Consider the following 16,750-nt stretch of genomic DNA (forward strand, 5'->3'; position numbering starts at 1 on the left):
CCCCGTCCCCGTCCCCGTCCCCGTCCCCGGCCTCGGCTGAGCAGGCGGTCGGTCCCCGGCCTCGGCCGAGCAGGCCGTCGGTCCCCGTCCGGGACCGGCGGTCTCGGGGTCGGCTCAGTCGGCGGTGAGGGCGAGCTTCCCCTGGCGGGGTCCTCGCGCGGCGGCCTCGTGCGCCCTGGCCGCCCCCGTCATGGGGAACACCTCCTGGACCGGAACACGGAACAGGCCTTCCACGGAGAGCGTGGCCGCCAGGGCGAGGCCGTGCCGCCCGTCGGGTTCGCCGCCGACTTCGCCGCGCGAGAGCCGTACCCCGAGCTCGGGGCCGCTGAAGTCGGCGATCGTGAGGACCGACGCCGGCGCGCCGGTCAGCGCGATGAGGCCGGGCAGCGAGCCGGCCCCGGCGGCGTCCAGCGCCAGGTCGACCCGTTCGACGCCGAGAGCGCCGACGCGTTCGGCCAGCCCCGGCCCGTAGGTGGTGGGGATCGCGCCCAGGTCGGCGAGGAAGGTCTGGCTCTCCGGCCGCGCCGTGCCGATCACCCGGGCGCCACGGGCGACCGCCAGCTGGACGGCGACGCTTCCGACGCCGCCCGCCGCGCCGTCGATCAGCAGCGTCGTTCCCGGCCGCACGTCGAGCACGTCGAGCGCCCGGGTCGCCGTCTCGACACTCGTGCCGGCGGCGCCGGCCTCCACCCACGACATCGACGGCGGCTTCACACTCCAGAACCTCAGTACGGCGAACTCCGCGCTCGCGCCGCCGAGCCGGGAGAGGGCGACCGAGCCGAAGACCTCATCGCCGACCGCGAACCCGGTGACCTCCGCGCCGACCTCGTCGATCACGCCGGCCGCGTCCACTCCCGGGACGTGCGGCAGGGGGAGCCGTCCGTTCGAGCCGGCCCGCAGCGCGAGATCGACCGGCGAGATCCCGGCCGCCCTGACCGCGATGCGAACCTCGTCACGACCCGGGTGCGGCTCGGGAAACGGACCGACGGTGAGCACCTCGGGAGGACCGAACCGGTCGAACTGGACGGCGAACATGATGACCTTCTTCACCTGGGCGACAACAGCGCTACTACGCTAAACAGGCAACCGGAACAGGTGTTTCGGATCGTGCGAATGTGAGAGGGGCGGCGACCACAGTGACTCGGAAACCTCGCGTCGACGCGGCACACAACCGGCGGCACATCGTGGCGGTCGCGCATGCCGCCTTCGCCGCGGAGGGGCTGGAGCTGCCCATGCGCGAGATCGCCCGGCGCGCCGGCCTGGGCGTCGCGACGCTCTACCGGCACTTCCCGTCCCGCCCGGACCTCATCGGCGCCGTGCTCGCCGAGCAGGCGGCCGACTGCGGCGCGGCGATGCGGGCCGCCCTGGACGACCCCGACCCCTGGCGCGCGCTGAGCGGACTCATCCGCCGATTCGCCAACTACCAGCTCCGGGCGCGAGGGCTGAACGACGCGGTGCTCGGCTCGCACGCCGCCGGACTCCCGTTCGCCGAGCAGCGCCGCGCCCACGCGCGCGGGCTGGAGCGGCTGGTCGAGCGCGCCCGGCGTACGGAGGCCGTCCGGCCCGAGCTGTCGGTCGAGGACGTACGGGTCGGCCTGTGGGCCATCGCCTCGTTCCGGACGCTTCCCCCCGAAAGGGCCGGCACCGCGGTCCCGAGACTGGCGAACCTGCTGCTCACCGCGCTGGCACCAGGCTCAGGCTCCCGCCAATCCTGAGGTCGGGAGGATCGTGCAAGCTCGTAAGAGCATCATTCTAACGTTCCTGCAGCTCAAGCTGGTCAAATAGAGGAGAAGCGATTCCCGCGGAGCACTGATCGGCTCCACGAATGAACAGGTGGGCACACCATGAAGGTCGCCATCGTCGCCGGCGCCAGCTCCGGCATCGGGCAGAGCGCCGCCATCCAGATCGCCAAGCGCGGGGTCGGGGTGATCCTGACCTACAACGGCAACCAGGCCGGCGCGCTCGACACGGTCGCGGCCATCGAGAAGGAGGGCGGCCAGGCCGTCGCGCTGCCGCTGGACATCGGCAGGAGCGAGACCTTCCCGGCCTTCCGCGAGAGCGTCGTCGCGGCGCTGCGCGACACGTGGCAGCGGGACACGTTCGACTACCTGGTCAACAACGCCGGATTCGGGCGGATGGCCCTTTTCGAGGACACCACCGAGGAGCTGTTCGACGAGTTCATGCGGGTCCTGCTCAAGGGGCCGTACTTCCTGACCCAGACCCTGCTGCCGCTGCTGGCCGACGGCGGCGCCATCGTCAACACCACCAGTAGCTCGGCGTCGGTCGCCGGCACGGAGGAGGGCTACTCCGCCTACGCGACGATGAAGGGCGGCCTGACCGTGCTCACCCGCTATATGGCCAAGGAGTTCAGCAAGCGCGGCATCCGCGTCAACTCCATCGCCCCCGGCACCACCCGGACCCGGATCGGCGACGACGCCTTCGCACGCTACCCCGAGCTGATCCCGGCCATCGCCGCGAACACCGCCCTCGGCCGCCTGGGCGAGCCCGACGACGTCGGCATGGTGATCGCGACACTGGTCTCGGAAGAAAGCCGCTGGATCACCGCCCAGAACATCGAAGCCTCCGGCGGCTACGGCCTCTGACCGAAGTCAAGCGCTTTCAGTTTCATTAAGGCGGCTCTGGAGAATGGTGCGGGGCTGAGATGGAAAGCGTTGAAGTGTGTACGGATGATTCCGAACGCGTCGCAAGCCTACCGGGGATAGTGCATCATGCTAATAAGGAAAGGTGACTTAGATTCATATATAAAGTGGAGGTTTGGGCTATGTTGCGGGGAAAGGGCGGCAGGCGAGTTTTTGGGCCGGTCAAGTGCATCTCTGCGCTTCTGTGCATGATAGTGCTTCAGGGTTGCGCGGACTGGGCGCCCCGGGTGGTGGAGGCTGACCAGGTCGCTCTCGGCGAAGTTTTCAGTGTCGGGACGGTGGTGGCGCAGACCACGGACGACCAGATATCCGACGAGAAAATTCAGCGAGTGAACGTCCTGATCACGGATGTCGGGGCCTCGTCTTTCGCGGAGGCGCTTGAGGTGGCGCAGGATCGCCTCGCCAAGCATGGCTGGACGACCACCTTCAAGAATGCCGACTCCATGGGAATGAGGTCGGACAGGTGGGAGCGCACCGATCTGGTGGTCCGTAGGCTCGCGGGTGCCGACTCCTTCTTTCTGGAAGTGCAGCAGCAGGTGGAGAAAGACCTCAAGTCCGATCCGTCGAAGTGGGACGAGTATCTGCTGGTGCACGTTTCAAAAGCGATCGAATAGCGTTGACGATATTCATGGCGCGGTGGGTGGTGTCTCCTTACCGTGCGGTCCATGGCCGGAGCTTCTCGGGATTGCGTACCACCCAGATGTGCTTGATCTGGTCGCCCGCGATGTCGAATGCCGCCACCATCACGGTGACGCCATCGAGCTGAGCCACCAGGCCGGGCCGGCCGTTGACCGTACGTTCCAGGATCGCCAGGTCGGGGGCTCGGCCGACGATGTGGGCGGTGTAGCGCGCGATCTGCTCGCGGCCTTCGATCGGGTGGAGCGCGGTGCTGACCAGGCCACCGCCGTCGGCGATCACCGTGGCGTCGGGGGCGAGAAGGCCGACCAGCGCCTCGACGTCCTTGGCTTCCCAGGCCCGCTTGAAGTCCCTGACGATGCTCGCGTTCCCGGCGGCTGTCGAGGTCGCGGTCGTGGATGCCTGCGCCTCGCGGACGCGACGGCGGGCCGAGGAGGCCAGCTGGCGGCATGCCGCCGGTGACCGGCCGAGGACCTGGGCCACTTCGGCGAAGGAATAGCGGAAGACATCGTGCAGGACGAACGCGACGCGCTCGGCGGGGGTCATCGTGTCGAGCACGACGAGGAAGGCCATGGTGATCGACTCGTCGAGGGTGACGTGGTCGGCCGGGTCGGCCGCGATCCCACCCGTCCGGCCGCTGCTCCACTCGGCGCGGTCGGGCAGTGGCTCCGGGATCCATTCACCCACGTAGCGCTCCCGCCTGGCGCGTGCCGAGCCGAGCAGGTTCAGGCAGATGCGGCCGGCGACCGTCGTCAGCCAGGCGCCGGGGGAATCGATGGCCTCCTGTTGCGCGCGGGACATGGCGTACCAGCGGGTGTAGGTCTCCTGCACGGCATCCTCGGCATCTGCCAGGGAGCCGAGGAGCCGGTAGGCGAGATTGATCAGCCGGCGCCGTTCGCCCATGATCGCGCTCAGGCCCGGGTCGGTCTGGCCGGGTTCCGGCTCGGCTGGGGTGGTCATGGCGTCGCCTGCTCCCTTGGTCTCGTCTGCCCGCACCTGTCCGACGAGACAGCGGTCGAAATGGCCTGCCACCTCACATTCTCGGGGGCCGTGTTGTCGGACTGGTGCGCGCTGTCCAGCGTCGCAGATCGTCCTGAGCAGATCGTCTTGAGGAGTCACCCATGTTCTTGCGGGTCGCGATCATTCTGCAAACCGTCGCCCTCTTCACCGCGCCGATCACCGCCGCGCTGCTGCTGTCCGCCCCAGGGGGACGGACCTTGCACAGTGTTTCGGCGTACGGCGTGTTCGCCGCGGCGGTGTTGTCCCTGGTCGCCGCGGTATTGGCGTGGCGGCCGGGTGGTGGCTCGCCGAAGCCGATCCTGCCCGCGGCCGTATTCCTCGGGCTCACGCTGGCGCAGGTGGCGCTGGGCATCGCGGATGTGAAGACCCTGCATTTCCCCTTGGGCGTGCTGTTGTTCGGCATGAGCGTCCTTCAGCTCAGCCAGGTCTGGACCGGCCGCCGCGCGCACGCGGCCGTCGCAGGCCGCAGGGGTGACGACGGCCTGGTCCGCGGGACCTCCTAGCCTCGCAGGTCGGACAGGTCTTCCTCGCTGAGAGTGAGCTCCCCTGCCGCGAGGTTCTCCTCCAGATGATCGAGGCGGCCGGTGCCCGGGATCGCCAGCACCGACGGCGAGGTCGCCAGCAGCGCGGCGATCGCGACCTGCGCGGTGGTCGCGCCCAGACGTACCGCGACCTTGCCGAGCCGTTCGGTGTCGAGCGGCTCGCGGCCACCACCGAGCGGGAAGAACGGCACGTACGCGATGCCCGCTTCCTCGCACTGCGCCAGCAGCCCCGGATCGTCGGCGTGCACGTTCTGCACCGCCGCCACGGGCGCGATCGCGCGGGCCTCGGCGAACTGGGCGGCGTCGACGTTGCTGACGCCCAGGTGCCGGATCAGCCCCTGCGCGCGGAGCTCGGCCAGTACGGCGAACCGTTCGGCGATCGACTCGCCGCCCGGTCCGGTCATTCCGCCGACCCGCAGGTAGACCAGATCGAGCCGGTCCAGGCCGAGGGAGCGCAGATCCGCCTCGACCAGGCCGCGCAGCTGATCAGGTGTCGCCTGCCCGCTCGGCCTCCCGTCCGGGCCGGGCAGCGGCCCGACCTTCGTCGCGATCACCAGGCCGTCACGGTAGGGGGCCAGTGCCGTACGGATCAACTCGTTCGCCCGGACCTCGCCCCTGCCGTAGAAGGCGGCCGTGTCGATGTGGTTCACGCCCAGCTCCACGGCGCGCCGAAGCACGGCGATGCCGCCCTCCGCAGCGCGCGGCGGGCCGCCGAAGGTGCCCATCGCCAGGCGCATCGCGCCGAAACCGAGCCGGTTGATGGTCAGATCTCCGCCGAGGGAGAAGGTATCGATCGTCATGACCCTCATGGTGTCCACCGCGACGCCCCCCGGCGAACGCGTGGCAGCATGCTGCCAGACTGGAGGAATGCGGAACGAGCAGGTGTTCTCAGTACAAGGGGACGCGGAGCTGGTCGCGCGTGCCGGTCATCTCTTCGCGTCCGCGCGGACCGAGTTCCTGTGTGCCGCCCGGGACCTCAACACGTGGTCGCAGCCGGAGCCCAGAGCCGCGATCGGGCAACGGATGCGCGCCACGGACCTCATCTCCCGCAAGCTGCTGAGCCCGGTCGCACTCGCCGACGAGGACGATCGCGCGCACCTGCGGCTGGTGCAGAGCATGGGCGCGCTCGTACGGATCAGCGGCTCGCGGCTGCCGCACGAGACCATCCTCATCGACCGGCGGGTGATGATCCTGGCCGGTCAGGAGACTCCCAACGGCCGCGAGTACACCGTGACCACGTCGCAGACCCTGATCGACGGCGTCCACTCGCTGTTCGAGGCGATCTGGGACACCGCCGCCGACCTCGACACCTACTTGCGCGGCGACATCCCGGACCTCGACCCCGACAGCCGCCTGATCCTCCAGGCCCTGGGTTCGGGCCTCACCGACGCTTCGGCGGCCAAACGGCTCGGCGTCTCGCTCCGCACCTACCGGCGGCGCGTGGCCGACCTGATGGCCAAGCTCGACGCCGACTCCCGCTTCCAGGCGGGGTTGCGCGCGGGCGAGCTGGGACTACCCCGCTGAAACACAGGGGAATGGTCATGGATTCGCCAGCCCCGGTGGTGACTGACCTGCGCGGTTCGACCGGGAAAGCACCGATGGTTGATCTCGCCGACCAACATCAATAATGTTGAAGCCTCAACAGTTGAGCCAGATCGAGATCCCACTGTCCGCTGCTCGACCAGCCCGGCCACACCGTCCTGTCGGCTCCACGACCGGTGGGTGATCGGCCGTCATGACGCTGTCATCCGGCGCACCATTCACACGAAGGAAGCCGAACATGAAGCTCAAGAAGCGAGTCGCCGTGGTGGCGACCGTCGTCGCCTCCGGCGTCGGCCTGTTCGCCGCCCCGGCGCAGGCGGCCACGCCGATCAGCACCTTTGCGAACAGCGAGGCCGGCGGACTCTTCTGCCAGGCCGTGGAGGGCCACTTCGAGGAGAGGCGAGCCCAAGCGGAAGGCCACCCCGGGGACTGGTACTACTGCGAGCAGACACCCGCCAAATGGTCCTTGTACGAACGCTGAGCCACCTCTGATCTTCTGACCGGCAAGGACCAGGATCTCGCGGAATCCCGATCTTCTTGCCGGTCGACGCGTAACCCGCCATGTCGCCGGGCGGTGCGGTCACCCTGCGGGGATCGATCGCACCGCCCGTTTCGGTTCCGTGGCGGCCTCGCGGCTGCGGTCAGTCGGTCGTCGGCGCGTCGTTGTGTCAGGGCGTCGGCGGAGATACTGGGGCGAGTAACCCATCCGAAGGAAGAGTATGGATGCACGTTCCGAGGCGGGCAGCCGCCTCACCGCCATGGGCACACAACTGCTCGAAGTGCATATCTGGCTCCGCGAGATGCTGGAAGACCTCCAGGACAGCGTCGACGACTACTTCGACGGCAAAGGGCTGCCGCCACGGGACCTGCGTGCCCACTGTCTGTCCTTCTGCACGGCATTGACGCGCCACCACACCGGCGAGGACAGGGGCGCGTTCCCGGCGATCGCCGAAGAGTTCCCCGAACTGCGCAAGGTGCTCTCCGACCTGCGCACCGACCACAACCAGCTGGACTGGCTGCTGGGCAACCTCCAGAACCTGCTCGAGTCCCTCCCGGAGAAGCCGGACCCCGCCACGGCCGCCAAGGTGCGCGAGGAGGTGACGGCGCTGTCGGCAATCATGCAGACGCACTTCATCTACGAGGAGAAGAAGCTGATCTCCGTCCTCAACTCGATGGACGTGCCCGAGTGGCGCGAGAACCGGCCCGACTTCCTGCTGATCGACGACGAGGACGGGTCTCGGACTTCTTCCCAGTGAGGCCCCACGCCAGAGAACGGCGACCGCAGACCGCCCCGGCTTGACCAGCGCAGTCCTTCGCCAACGGAGGGTTACTTACCGAATAGGGCTGTTGTCCATTTTGTGATGATCACCCCTCTTGTCGGGATGGTCATAATTTCTTACGTTGATCATCAGGTTGATGATCAGCTCCGAGCTGCGCGGAGAACGAGTACTTCCACTGCGGCGAAGGGTGACGGCTACGCCTTGGCTGGCGTCCTTCGTGGTTCGGAGTGTGATGGCGTATGCGCCGGTTCTCGTCGGGGGCTCGATCGCCGCGCTTGATTCCGTTGCTGGTGGCCGCATCGCTGCCTGGTCTGCTGTTTCTTCCTGTGGTGCCCGTTCAAGCCCAGGCGGTCGCACAGGCCGGGGAGCTCCTGGCCACGGGGCCCTTTGACGTTCCCAAGCAGATGACCGGGACGGCCGCTGGGTTGCCGACGCTGGTGGACACCTCCGTCACTCAGGCGTCCAGCGGGTCGCCGGAGGTTGAGGACGGTCCCGTACGTGGGGCGTTGCCGTTGGAGAAGCGACCGTCGGTCAGAGTTGCCACCTCGCAGAGCACCGGGCCGAAGCTTCCCGGGGGCGTTGAGCGGGCGGAGCAGCTCGATCGGCAAGCGGCGATGGGCTTTCCGCTCATCAACGACTTCTGGCCCGAAAACGGAGCGCTGGTGGAGGCCACGCCGCTGCTGAGCGTGCAGGTGACAAGCGGGGGCGGCGGGTCATCGGCGGATTTCAACTTCTTCTACACCGTGTGTGAGGTGCTGGAGGAAGACGAGGAGGACGGCGGATTCCCGGAACCCGATCCGACGCCGGAGTGCGTGGAGTCGGGAAGGCTCGCGGGAAAGGACACCTGGCGGGTGCCGGCGGGTGAGTTGGAGTGGGGCAAACAGTACGAGTGGTGGGCCCGCGTCGTCGACCCGGGAGGTGAGGGGTCGGCGCGGACGGACAAGCAGCGGTTCACCACGGGGGCGCCTCAGCCGCAGACGGGGGCGCACCTGGGTGAGCGGGCCAGCGGCGGTCAGGAGTTCGCGCCGATCTCCGGCAACTACACCACCGCTGTCATCGATGCGCAGGTAGCCGTCGCGGGGCCGCCGCTTTCGGTGACGCGTACCTACAACAGTCTCGAAGCGCGCACCGATGGGATCTTCGGCTCCGGTTGGTCGACCCAGTGGGACATGAAGATCGTGGCGGAGAGCGCGGGCTCGGCGGTCACCGGGCTGCTGGTCTTCTACCCTGACGGTCGCCGGGTGCGGTTCGCGAGCAAGGGGGACGGCGGTTACCAGCCCCCGCCGGGGATGCACGCCGCGCTGTCGGATGTCGACGGCGGCGGCTGGCGGTTGATGGACCAGTCGTCGACCAGCTTCTCCTTCAACGCCTCGGGTCGCCTGACGAAGATCTCCGATGCTCGCGGGCGGGCGCAGACGCTGACGTACGGCAGCGACGGCAAGCTCGCCAAGGCGACCGGCGTGGGCGGTCGCTCGTTGCACTTCACCTGGTCCGGCCCTCGGGTGGCGACGGTGTCCACCGACCCGGTGGACGGACAGAGTCTCACCTGGACCTACGGCTATGAGGGCGACAACCTGACCCAGGTGTGCGCGCCGGTCGCGGCACCGAACTGCACCGGCTACACCTACGCGGACGGGTCCCGCTATCGCAGCATCGTGCTGGACTCCGAGCCGGTGGGGTACTGGCGGCTGGGCGACAAGCGGTTCGAGCCGGCGGCCAACGAGGTCAGCGGGGGAACGGGCCAGTACACCGATGTCACCGTGGGGCGGCCCGGCGCGCTGGAGGGCAGCACGGACACGGCGGCCGGCTTCACCAGGTCGCATGTCCGACTGCCGCTGTTCACGCTGGCCCGGCTGCGGGATCGGGTGTCCATCGAAACCTGGTTCAAGACCGCGCAGAGCGGCATGATCTTCTCCGCCAGCGAGCTCAACGGTGGGGACGGGGCGATCATGCCGGCCCTTTATGTGGGGACCGACGGGCTTCTGCGTGGTCAGCTGGGGCAGATCAGGAACAGCGCGGGGTCGTGGGTGTACACCCCGGTCACCAGCGCTGCGCCGGTCACGGATGACCAGTGGCACCATGTGGTGCTCAACGTCGACGGCACGCGGCAGGAGATGTTTCTCGACGGTCAGTCGGTGGGCGAGGTCAACGGCGAGCTTTATCCGGAGTTCCGGGAGAACGCTGTCATCGGCAGCGGTGACCGGGGCAGCTCGTGGTCCGACATCCCTGGTGGGCCCAGGACTCGTGGTGTCTTCGCGTTCAACGGCTCGATCGACGAGTTCGCCCTGTACGGCAAGCCGCTGACCAGCGCCGAAGTCCAGGCCCACTACACGGCTCGCACAAAGGTGCCGAACAAGCTGGCGGGGATGACGCTCCCGTCTGGACGGGTCTGGGCGTCGAACACCTACGACACGGCTACCGATCGTCTCAAGACGCACACCGACCGGCACGGCGGTACCTGGACCGTCGGCAAGTCGGAGACTGACTGGGTCAACCAGGTCGCGACCGTCAAGGTGACCGACCCGCGCAACGGCACGGTGACTTACGCCTACGACGGGGGACGCAACTTCCGACTGGTGTACGAGGAAGACCAGCACGCGTTCAAGACGGAGTTCGCGTACGACACAGGCGGATTCCCGGCGAAGACGACCGACCGCAATGGCAACGTCTCCCGGCGATGGAATGATAAACGCGGCAACGCGCTCAGAGCCAGGTCCTGTCGCACCGGCGGTAACTGCCAAATTCACTACGCCACCTATCACTTCAACAAGGACGATGAGTTCGACCCGCGCAACGGTCGCCAACTCACCTTCAGAGACGCGCGATCGTCCAGCGAGACCGACGACAGATACCTCACCACCTACGAGTACGACGCGTACGGCGAGCCGACGAAGCAGACCGGCCCGGTCACTCTGGAATTCCCTACGGGGCGCTCCATCAGCACCGCCTACACCGACGGCAGCGAAGCGGCAGTCGGCGGAGAGACCCAGCCTGCCGGCCTGCTGAAGAGCCGTACGGATGCCAGAGGCAACAGTTGGAGCTATCGCTACACCGCAGCAGGCGATACCGCTGAGCAGACCGACCGCGAGGGCCTTGTCACCAATTACGCGCATGATGGGCTGGGGCGGATCATCTCCCAGACGGTGACCTCGACGGCGAACCCCGATGGGGTGACCAAGAGCTTCGCCTACGACGGGCTCGGGCGGGTGGTGAGCGAGACAGGCGCGGCTGTCAAGAACGACATCGCCGATAGCGTTCACACCCCGCAATTGCGCTACACCTACGATCCTGATGGCAATCTGCTGACCGAGACGCTGGCGGATCTTACGGGCGGAGATGCGGAGCGCACCACCACCTTCACCTATGACACGCATGGGCGTATTGAGACCGAGACCGGGCCTGAGGGCGGTGTGGTACGCAATGTGTGGGATCACACCGGCGCGATCGTTCGCGTCACCGACGCTGTCGGCACGGTTGTGGAGAACGGCTATTCCACACGTGGCGAGCTGATCACCCGCACGCTGAAGGGCTGGACCGGCAGCCCTGTCGCCCCCCAGCCAGCCCGGGACGAGGTGTTGGAGGCGTGGTCATATGACGCGGCCGGTCGGCTCGCGTCTCACGTGGATGCCATGAAGCGCAAGACCTCTTATTCCTATTTCGGCGACAATCGGCTTTCGAAGGTCACCGCGGAGAATGCCAAACTCAACGGATCCGACACGGGTCGGAATGTGGTGCTGAGTTCACTCACCTATGACGCGGCCGGTTATCTGACCAGTGAGGAGGGCAGCGGCAGCACAGTTCGTACAGACTATGTCTACGACGCGGCAGGTATGCTGACGTCGCAAACCTTCGACCCGTCGACGCTGCGCCGTAAGACCGCCTTTGCTTATGACGGCAACGGCAACATCACCGCTCAAACACTGACCGCCAACGGCAGCACCCGTACCGAGAGCACTTCTTTCGGCTACAACAAGGATGACCAGCTCATTCGGTCCACGGTGGACAACGGCGCCGACGATCTGACGACGACCTGGAACGTGGACGATCGTGGGCTGGTCACTCAGGTGACCGACCCTCGCGGCAATGCGGACGGTGCAACGTCCGCTGCCTTCGCCACCTCGTACCGCTATGACATCGTGGGTCAGCTCATCGAGGTCAAGGCACCGGAAGTGCGGATCGAGAAGGCCGGCACGACAGAGCCTGGGCGGCCGACCACCCGGTTCGGCTACACCAACGCCGGCGAGCGAAGCCATGTGGTGGACGCTGAGGGCAGGACCGCAGCCACCGGGTACGACAGAGCCGGGCGGGTCACATCCACGACCGGAACGCCGTACACGCCGCCTGGCGGTACGGCGCTCACTCCCAGGACCGCCATCACCTACGACCCCGCCGGGCGCGTGATCAGCACCACCGACGCGCGCGGTCAGGTCACCGGTGTCGAATACGACGCCCTGGGCAATGCCGTGCGCATCACCGATCCCGCTCCACAGGGGCAGCAAGCCGGGCAATGGCTCACGGAATACGACCTTCTCGGTGAGCCGCTGGCCACCGTGGATCCGACCGGGGCCCGTGACCAGAGCACCTACGACGACCTGGGCCGTCTGATCACGAGCACCCAGATTGAGCGCCGTCCCACCAGCGCCGTCTACACCACCAAGCTGGAATACAACACCGCCGGTCACCTCACCAAGGTGATCCAGCCGGGGAACAAGACCACTACGTACGTGCCCAACGCCGCCGGTGAAGTCCTTTCGACCACCGACCCGCTGAACCACACCTCCACCGCCGTCTACGACCTGGCAGGCCGCCAGACCAAGTCCAGCGACCCGCTCGGCAACGCGACTGCGGTCGAGTACGACCTCGCCGGACGGATGAGCACGGTCAAGGATCTCAACGATGTCGGCTCCACGGTCCGCACGCAGAGCATCGAGTACGACCTGGCCTCCAACCCGATCCGGTCCACGTCAGGAGAAGGGCACACCACCCGCCGCACCTTCGACGCCACCGACAAGCTGACCGAGATCATCGAACCCGTCTCGGACGGCCGATCGATCACCACCACGGTGGGCTACGACGCCACCGGCGCCCGCACTCGCCTGACCGACGGTCGCGGCAACACCACCTGGACCACCTACAACAGTCTCGGGCTGATGGAAACGCAGGCCGAGCCCGCCACCACCGCCCATCCCGCCGCCGCTGACCGTACCTGGACCCACACCTACGACGCGGCAGGCAACAACGTCGGAACCCTCGAACCCGGTGGGGTACGCGTCGATCGCACCTTCGATCACCTCGGTCAGCTCACCAAGGTCACCGGCAGCGGAGCCGAAGCCGCCAGCGCCGACAAGACCTACGGCTACGACTTGGCGGGCCGCACCATCACGGCCGGCGACCAAAGCCTGGAGTACAACGACCGCGGCCTGCTGATCTCGATCTCATCCGCGTCCACACCCGCCACGACGTACAACTACGACGCGGTGGGCAACCCCCTGCAACGCGTGGACGCGGCAGGAACCGCCACCTTCACCTGGGACAACGCCAACAGGCTGGCCACGGCGGTGGACCCGGTCACCGGACGCACCAGCACCTACGGCTACGACGACGCCGACCGCCTGACCCGCATCTCCTCAACCGGTCCCACCACCACTCAGACCTACACCTACGACGCCATCAACCAACCCACCGCCCATACGCTGAAGAACAGCACCGGCACCCAACTCGCCAAGATCGATTACGAGTGGGACGACGACGGCAACCTCACCCGCAAGACCAGCACAGGAACGGCCGGGGCAGGCAGCAACACCTACGCCTACGACCACGCCGGTCGACTCACGTCGTGGACCCGGCCGGACAGCACCGTCACCGACTACGCGTGGGACGACGCCGGCAACCGCGTCAAAGCCGGCGACAAGACCTACACCTATGACGAACGCAACCGCCTGACCAGCGGCGACGGCACCGACTACACCTACACACCCCGTGGCACCCTGGCGAGTCAGACCAAGGACGGAACGGTCACCAACCTCACCTTCGACGCCTTCGGCCAACTCATCTCCGACGGCGAGGCCACCTACAGCTACGACAGCCTGGGCCGCATGACGACCCGAACCAGGGGCGTGCAGGTCGACAAGTTCCGCTACTCCGGCGCCAGCAACAAGCTCGCCGCGATCACCAATGCGGTCGGCGCCACACAGGCTCGCTATGGACGCGACCCGTTCGGGCAACTGCTCGGACTTCAAGAGGGGAACAGTCCCGCCCTCGGCGTGATGAGCGACCAGCACGGGGACATGGTGGCCACCTTCACCGGCACAGCGTTGGTCGACTCCACCGCGTACGACCCCTTCGGCGCCGTCATCGCGCGTACCGGTGAACAACGCGCACTCGGCTACCAAGGCGAATACACCGACCCGGACACCGGCAAGGTCAACATGCACGCCCGGTGGTACCAGCCAGGAACGGGCAGCTTCGCCTCCCGCGACGACTGGACCCTCGCCCCCTCACCTTCGGTGCAGGCAAACCGCTACACCTACGGCAACGCCAACCCACTCCGCCATGTCGACCCCACCGGACACGCTCCAGGTGTTCCATGCCGAATTCCCTATTCAACCTGGGTGCAGGCCTCCTATTCGCCTTCACCCCCAGTCGAGCGCTGTCCTCCTCCGCCTCCTCCCCCATCCAACCAGCCCAAGGGCGGCGTCGGCACGGTCGAACCCATCGAAAGATCAACTCCCCGGAATCCGAAGCAGCGCAACGCCCATAACCCCACGCCGACCAACCCCACACAGACCAAGCCGAGGCAGACCAATAACACCAACCGGCCGAAGGATGAGCGGCCGAGGAAAAAAGAGCCGTGGCCTACTCCGCAACAGATAAAGAATGACCCGAACAATGTAACGGTTGACCGGGATCCACCTACCAAGCAAGAGGTTATCGACCGCAAGTGCACCACCGGCGCTTGTAATGTCAGCTGGTCAGGCCACCAGAACGCCATAGGTGGAACCCCCAGCGGTGGTGTTACCGAATCAAGCGGCCCCAGCAGCGGAACCCGTTGTGATGGGTGGGATTGCTCCACCTCGATCAAGCCAGTCGATCTACCTAAGAATGATGAAATATGTATCGGATACGGGTGCGAAAACGATGCGCCAGATCTGACGGCCAGATTCACGGATCCTTCACTTTATGACGCTGCGAAGGCTGGCTACGCTCCGTATGTCGATATCTTCTTGGGGGACGCTCTCGGGTGCAAGGATGGTAGTGCGGGCGATTGTGGAATGGCTGCTGTAGGGCTGATTCCAATCACTAAGCTGGGCAAGTTGGCGATAAAGGCAGGGGAAAGAATAGGGAAAAAGATCTTCGGTAAGGGGGACGTTGTTGTCTCATGTCACAGTTTCGTCCCGGGAACAGAAGTTCTCATGGCCGATGGCACCCGGAAGCGGATCGAGGATTTAAAAGTCGGCGACAAGGTGCTCGCAACGGACCCTGAAACCGGAGAGACCAGGGCTGAGCCAGTCACTGCGGTCATGACGAGCGCGGAGAGCAAACACCTCGTCCAAATAAGCCTCAGCACCGGCGACGCGAGCAGCACGATGGTCGCGACTGAAGGCCACCCCTTCTGGGCCCCGGCTCTGAAGCAGTGGGTCAACGCCACAGACCTCGAGCCAGGCATGTGGCTACGCACCTCCGCCGGAACCTACGTCCAGGTTAAGGCAATCAAGCAGTGGACCGCCGTCCAACGGGTCCACAACATGGCCGTAGGTGACCTGCACACGTACTATGTGCTAGCGGGGGCCACGCCGGTACTCGTTCACAATTCTGGTCCGTGCCCGGCGATCGGTCCGAATGGCGAACCAATTTATGAAATTCCGGTCGGATCTAGCGGCGGGCCGGGCGCAAGAAAGAAGATTCCTCCAGATGTGTTGCGCAAGTATGATGTCGGCGTAAATGCCCGTCCTGGAAGCACAGGGCCGCTATGTTCTTGGTGTCGAACGAATCCAGCGACAGGTATCGATCATGTTCAACCGCGAGTTAATGGTGGCGATTTGACCGATGCAAATACAACACCCGCCTGTACGTTTTGCAATAGTTCTAAAGGCTCTAGGCCACAACCCCTGAATCCTCCTCCGAACTATGTCGGTCCCTTCCCTCCGCCGTGGTGGTAACGGGACGCGAAGAATGACTTGGGCTAGAATGGTCAGGTGTCTCCATTGATCCCGTGGAGGTGCCTGGCCATAGTCAACTAGGATGCGAGGAGTTCGCCGTGGGCGTAGCTGAGCCTAAGTTTATTGTGCATGATGCCCCAGCAAAGGCGGCCAAGCAGAACTACATCGCCAGGGTCGACCTCGCGCCCTTTGGGTTTTCTAGCCTTTTCGAGCAAATGTGGCTAGGTGATCTAGGTGGCGGAGTATATGAAGTTCGATGCATTCCATTTCGGGTCTATGGGCTTGCCTTGGAGGATCTGGTAAGCATATCTTCCGATGGTTCCTTGGTTGATTCTTTGGTGTACCCGTCAGGGCGAAGAGTCCTTCGTGTGCTACTAATCCCAGAACTCAAAAGCGACCGTCTCGCTGAAATTGTGAATTCGCTTAACGCGGCAGCTAGGGCGGGTGGTCTTCTTTTCGAGTGGAGTGGGGATCGCCATGTAGCTATAGATATTCCTGTAGGCATCAACGTTGATTATCTAATACGCCTTGTGCATGGTTATGTCGAACAAGGGATAGCCTTCTGGGAATGGGGGGATGCTGAGCCATTTAGGGCGCCATAAGATTTGAATACATCGCAGGTTAAGATCGCTGATGAGGGGTGCGAGGAGTTTTTTGTTACGCTTACCGAGCCTGAACCTCGATTCTTCAGGGGTGCTGATCGTTTGATTGAGTGTCCGGTTGCTGCCCGCTTGTCCTCTGGGTGGTGAGGCCGGGCCTTCGCGTGTCGCTGCGGCTGCGTCCGGTTCCAAAGGCCGGAGGTGTTCGGGTTCCTTCCTTTCGTCGCGGGGATGCCGGGGCCTGAGGGTCAGGCCGGGGCGGGGGAAGTGCGGTCAGGCGCTTCCAGCAGGTGAGGAAGGCGTCCCGCCAGG

12 protein-coding genes are annotated in these 16,750 nt (G+C 65.9%); 9 read left to right on the top strand and 3 right to left on the bottom strand.

The window, feature by feature from the left end:
* Positions 1-114: 114 nt before the first annotated feature.
* Positions 115-1,035, bottom strand: a complete 921-nt coding sequence (locus OHA68_RS33600) for an NADP-dependent oxidoreductase (protein ID WP_407674519.1) — start codon at positions 1,033-1,035, stop codon at positions 115-117.
* A gap of 101 nt (positions 1,036-1,136) precedes the next feature.
* Here OHA68_RS33600 and OHA68_RS33605 point away from each other — a divergent pair, with 101 nt between their 5' ends.
* The 3 genes from OHA68_RS33605 to OHA68_RS33615 all read left to right on the top strand — a co-directional run bounded on the left by OHA68_RS33605 (position 1,137) and on the right by OHA68_RS33615 (position 3,274).
* Complete coding sequence (locus OHA68_RS33605; RefSeq protein ID WP_327103833.1) at positions 1,137-1,715, top strand: TetR/AcrR family transcriptional regulator; 579 nt, start codon at positions 1,137-1,139, stop codon at positions 1,713-1,715.
* A 129-nt stretch (positions 1,716-1,844) separates the two neighbouring features.
* Positions 1,845-2,603: an SDR family NAD(P)-dependent oxidoreductase gene (locus OHA68_RS33610; protein WP_327103834.1), complete on the top strand. Its 759-nt coding sequence runs from the start codon at positions 1,845-1,847 to the stop codon at positions 2,601-2,603.
* A 245-nt stretch (positions 2,604-2,848) separates the two neighbouring features.
* Entirely contained in the window at positions 2,849-3,274 is a 426-nt protein-coding gene (locus OHA68_RS33615; RefSeq protein WP_327103835.1) for a hypothetical protein, read from the top strand.
* 37 nt (positions 3,275-3,311) lie between these two features.
* Here OHA68_RS33615 and sigJ read toward each other — a convergent pair whose 3' ends face one another.
* Positions 3,312-4,256, bottom strand: a complete 945-nt coding sequence (gene sigJ, locus OHA68_RS33620) for an RNA polymerase sigma factor SigJ (RefSeq protein ID WP_327103836.1) — start codon at positions 4,254-4,256, stop codon at positions 3,312-3,314.
* Positions 4,257-4,417: 161 nt separating this feature from the next.
* Here sigJ and OHA68_RS33625 point away from each other — a divergent pair, with 161 nt between their 5' ends.
* On the top strand, positions 4,418-4,819 hold the full coding sequence (locus tag OHA68_RS33625; protein ID WP_327103837.1) for a hypothetical protein: 402 nt from the start codon (positions 4,418-4,420) through the stop codon (positions 4,817-4,819).
* Here the strand turns inward: OHA68_RS33625 and OHA68_RS33630 are convergent.
* Entirely contained in the window at positions 4,816-5,658 is an 843-nt protein-coding gene (locus OHA68_RS33630) for an oxidoreductase (RefSeq protein ID WP_327103838.1), read from the bottom strand. The two genes, OHA68_RS33625 and OHA68_RS33630, sit on opposite strands and share 4 nt — an antisense overlap.
* Before the next feature lie 67 nt (positions 5,659-5,725).
* On the opposite strand from OHA68_RS33630, the gene OHA68_RS33635 reads away from it, so the two are divergent.
* The 5 genes from OHA68_RS33635 (at position 5,726) to OHA68_RS33655 (ending at position 16,441) form a co-directional block, all read left to right on the top strand.
* Entirely contained in the window at positions 5,726-6,382 is a 657-nt protein-coding gene (locus OHA68_RS33635; RefSeq protein WP_327103839.1) for a DNA-binding response regulator, read from the top strand.
* A 256-nt stretch (positions 6,383-6,638) separates the two neighbouring features.
* Entirely contained in the window at positions 6,639-6,881 is a 243-nt protein-coding gene (locus OHA68_RS33640; protein ID WP_327103840.1) for a hypothetical protein, read from the top strand.
* Positions 6,882-7,119: 238 nt separating this feature from the next.
* Complete coding sequence (locus OHA68_RS33645; protein WP_327103841.1) at positions 7,120-7,656, top strand: hemerythrin domain-containing protein; 537 nt, start codon at positions 7,120-7,122, stop codon at positions 7,654-7,656.
* A 263-nt stretch (positions 7,657-7,919) separates the two neighbouring features.
* Complete coding sequence (locus OHA68_RS33650) at positions 7,920-15,839, top strand: polymorphic toxin-type HINT domain-containing protein (RefSeq protein ID WP_327103842.1); 7,920 nt, start codon at positions 7,920-7,922, stop codon at positions 15,837-15,839.
* A 98-nt stretch (positions 15,840-15,937) separates the two neighbouring features.
* Entirely contained in the window at positions 15,938-16,441 is a 504-nt protein-coding gene (locus tag OHA68_RS33655) for a DUF4265 domain-containing protein (RefSeq protein WP_327103843.1), read from the top strand.
* Positions 16,442-16,750: the final 309 nt, after the last annotated feature.

Origin of the sequence: Nonomuraea glycinis (assembly GCF_035920485.1) — a bacterium.
GTDB classification, from domain to species: Bacteria; Actinomycetota; Actinomycetes; order Streptosporangiales; family Streptosporangiaceae; genus Nonomuraea; species Nonomuraea glycinis.

Bases quoted from the DNA above. Each gene is read 5' to 3' on its own strand.
- OHA68_RS33610 (WP_327103834.1), top strand. From the start codon at position 1,845: ATGAAGGTCGCCATCGTCGCCGGCGCCAGCTCCGGCATCGGGCAGAGC.
- sigJ (WP_327103836.1), bottom strand. From the start codon at position 4,256: ATGACCACCCCAGCCGAGCCGGAACCCGGCCAGACCGACCCGGGCCTG.
- OHA68_RS33625 (WP_327103837.1), top strand. From the start codon at position 4,418: ATGTTCTTGCGGGTCGCGATCATTCTGCAAACCGTCGCCCTCTTCACC.
- OHA68_RS33630 (WP_327103838.1), bottom strand. From the start codon at position 5,658: ATGACGATCGATACCTTCTCCCTCGGCGGAGATCTGACCATCAACCGG.
- OHA68_RS33640 (WP_327103840.1), top strand. From the start codon at position 6,639: ATGAAGCTCAAGAAGCGAGTCGCCGTGGTGGCGACCGTCGTCGCCTCC.
- OHA68_RS33635 (WP_327103839.1), top strand. From the start codon at position 5,726: ATGCGGAACGAGCAGGTGTTCTCAGTACAAGGGGACGCGGAGCTGGTC.
- OHA68_RS33650 (WP_327103842.1), top strand. From the start codon at position 7,920: ATGCGCCGGTTCTCGTCGGGGGCTCGATCGCCGCGCTTGATTCCGTTG.
- OHA68_RS33645 (WP_327103841.1), top strand. From the start codon at position 7,120: ATGGATGCACGTTCCGAGGCGGGCAGCCGCCTCACCGCCATGGGCACA.
- OHA68_RS33600 (WP_407674519.1), bottom strand. From the start codon at position 1,035: ATGTTCGCCGTCCAGTTCGACCGGTTCGGTCCTCCCGAGGTGCTCACC.
- OHA68_RS33615 (WP_327103835.1), top strand. From the start codon at position 2,849: ATGATAGTGCTTCAGGGTTGCGCGGACTGGGCGCCCCGGGTGGTGGAG.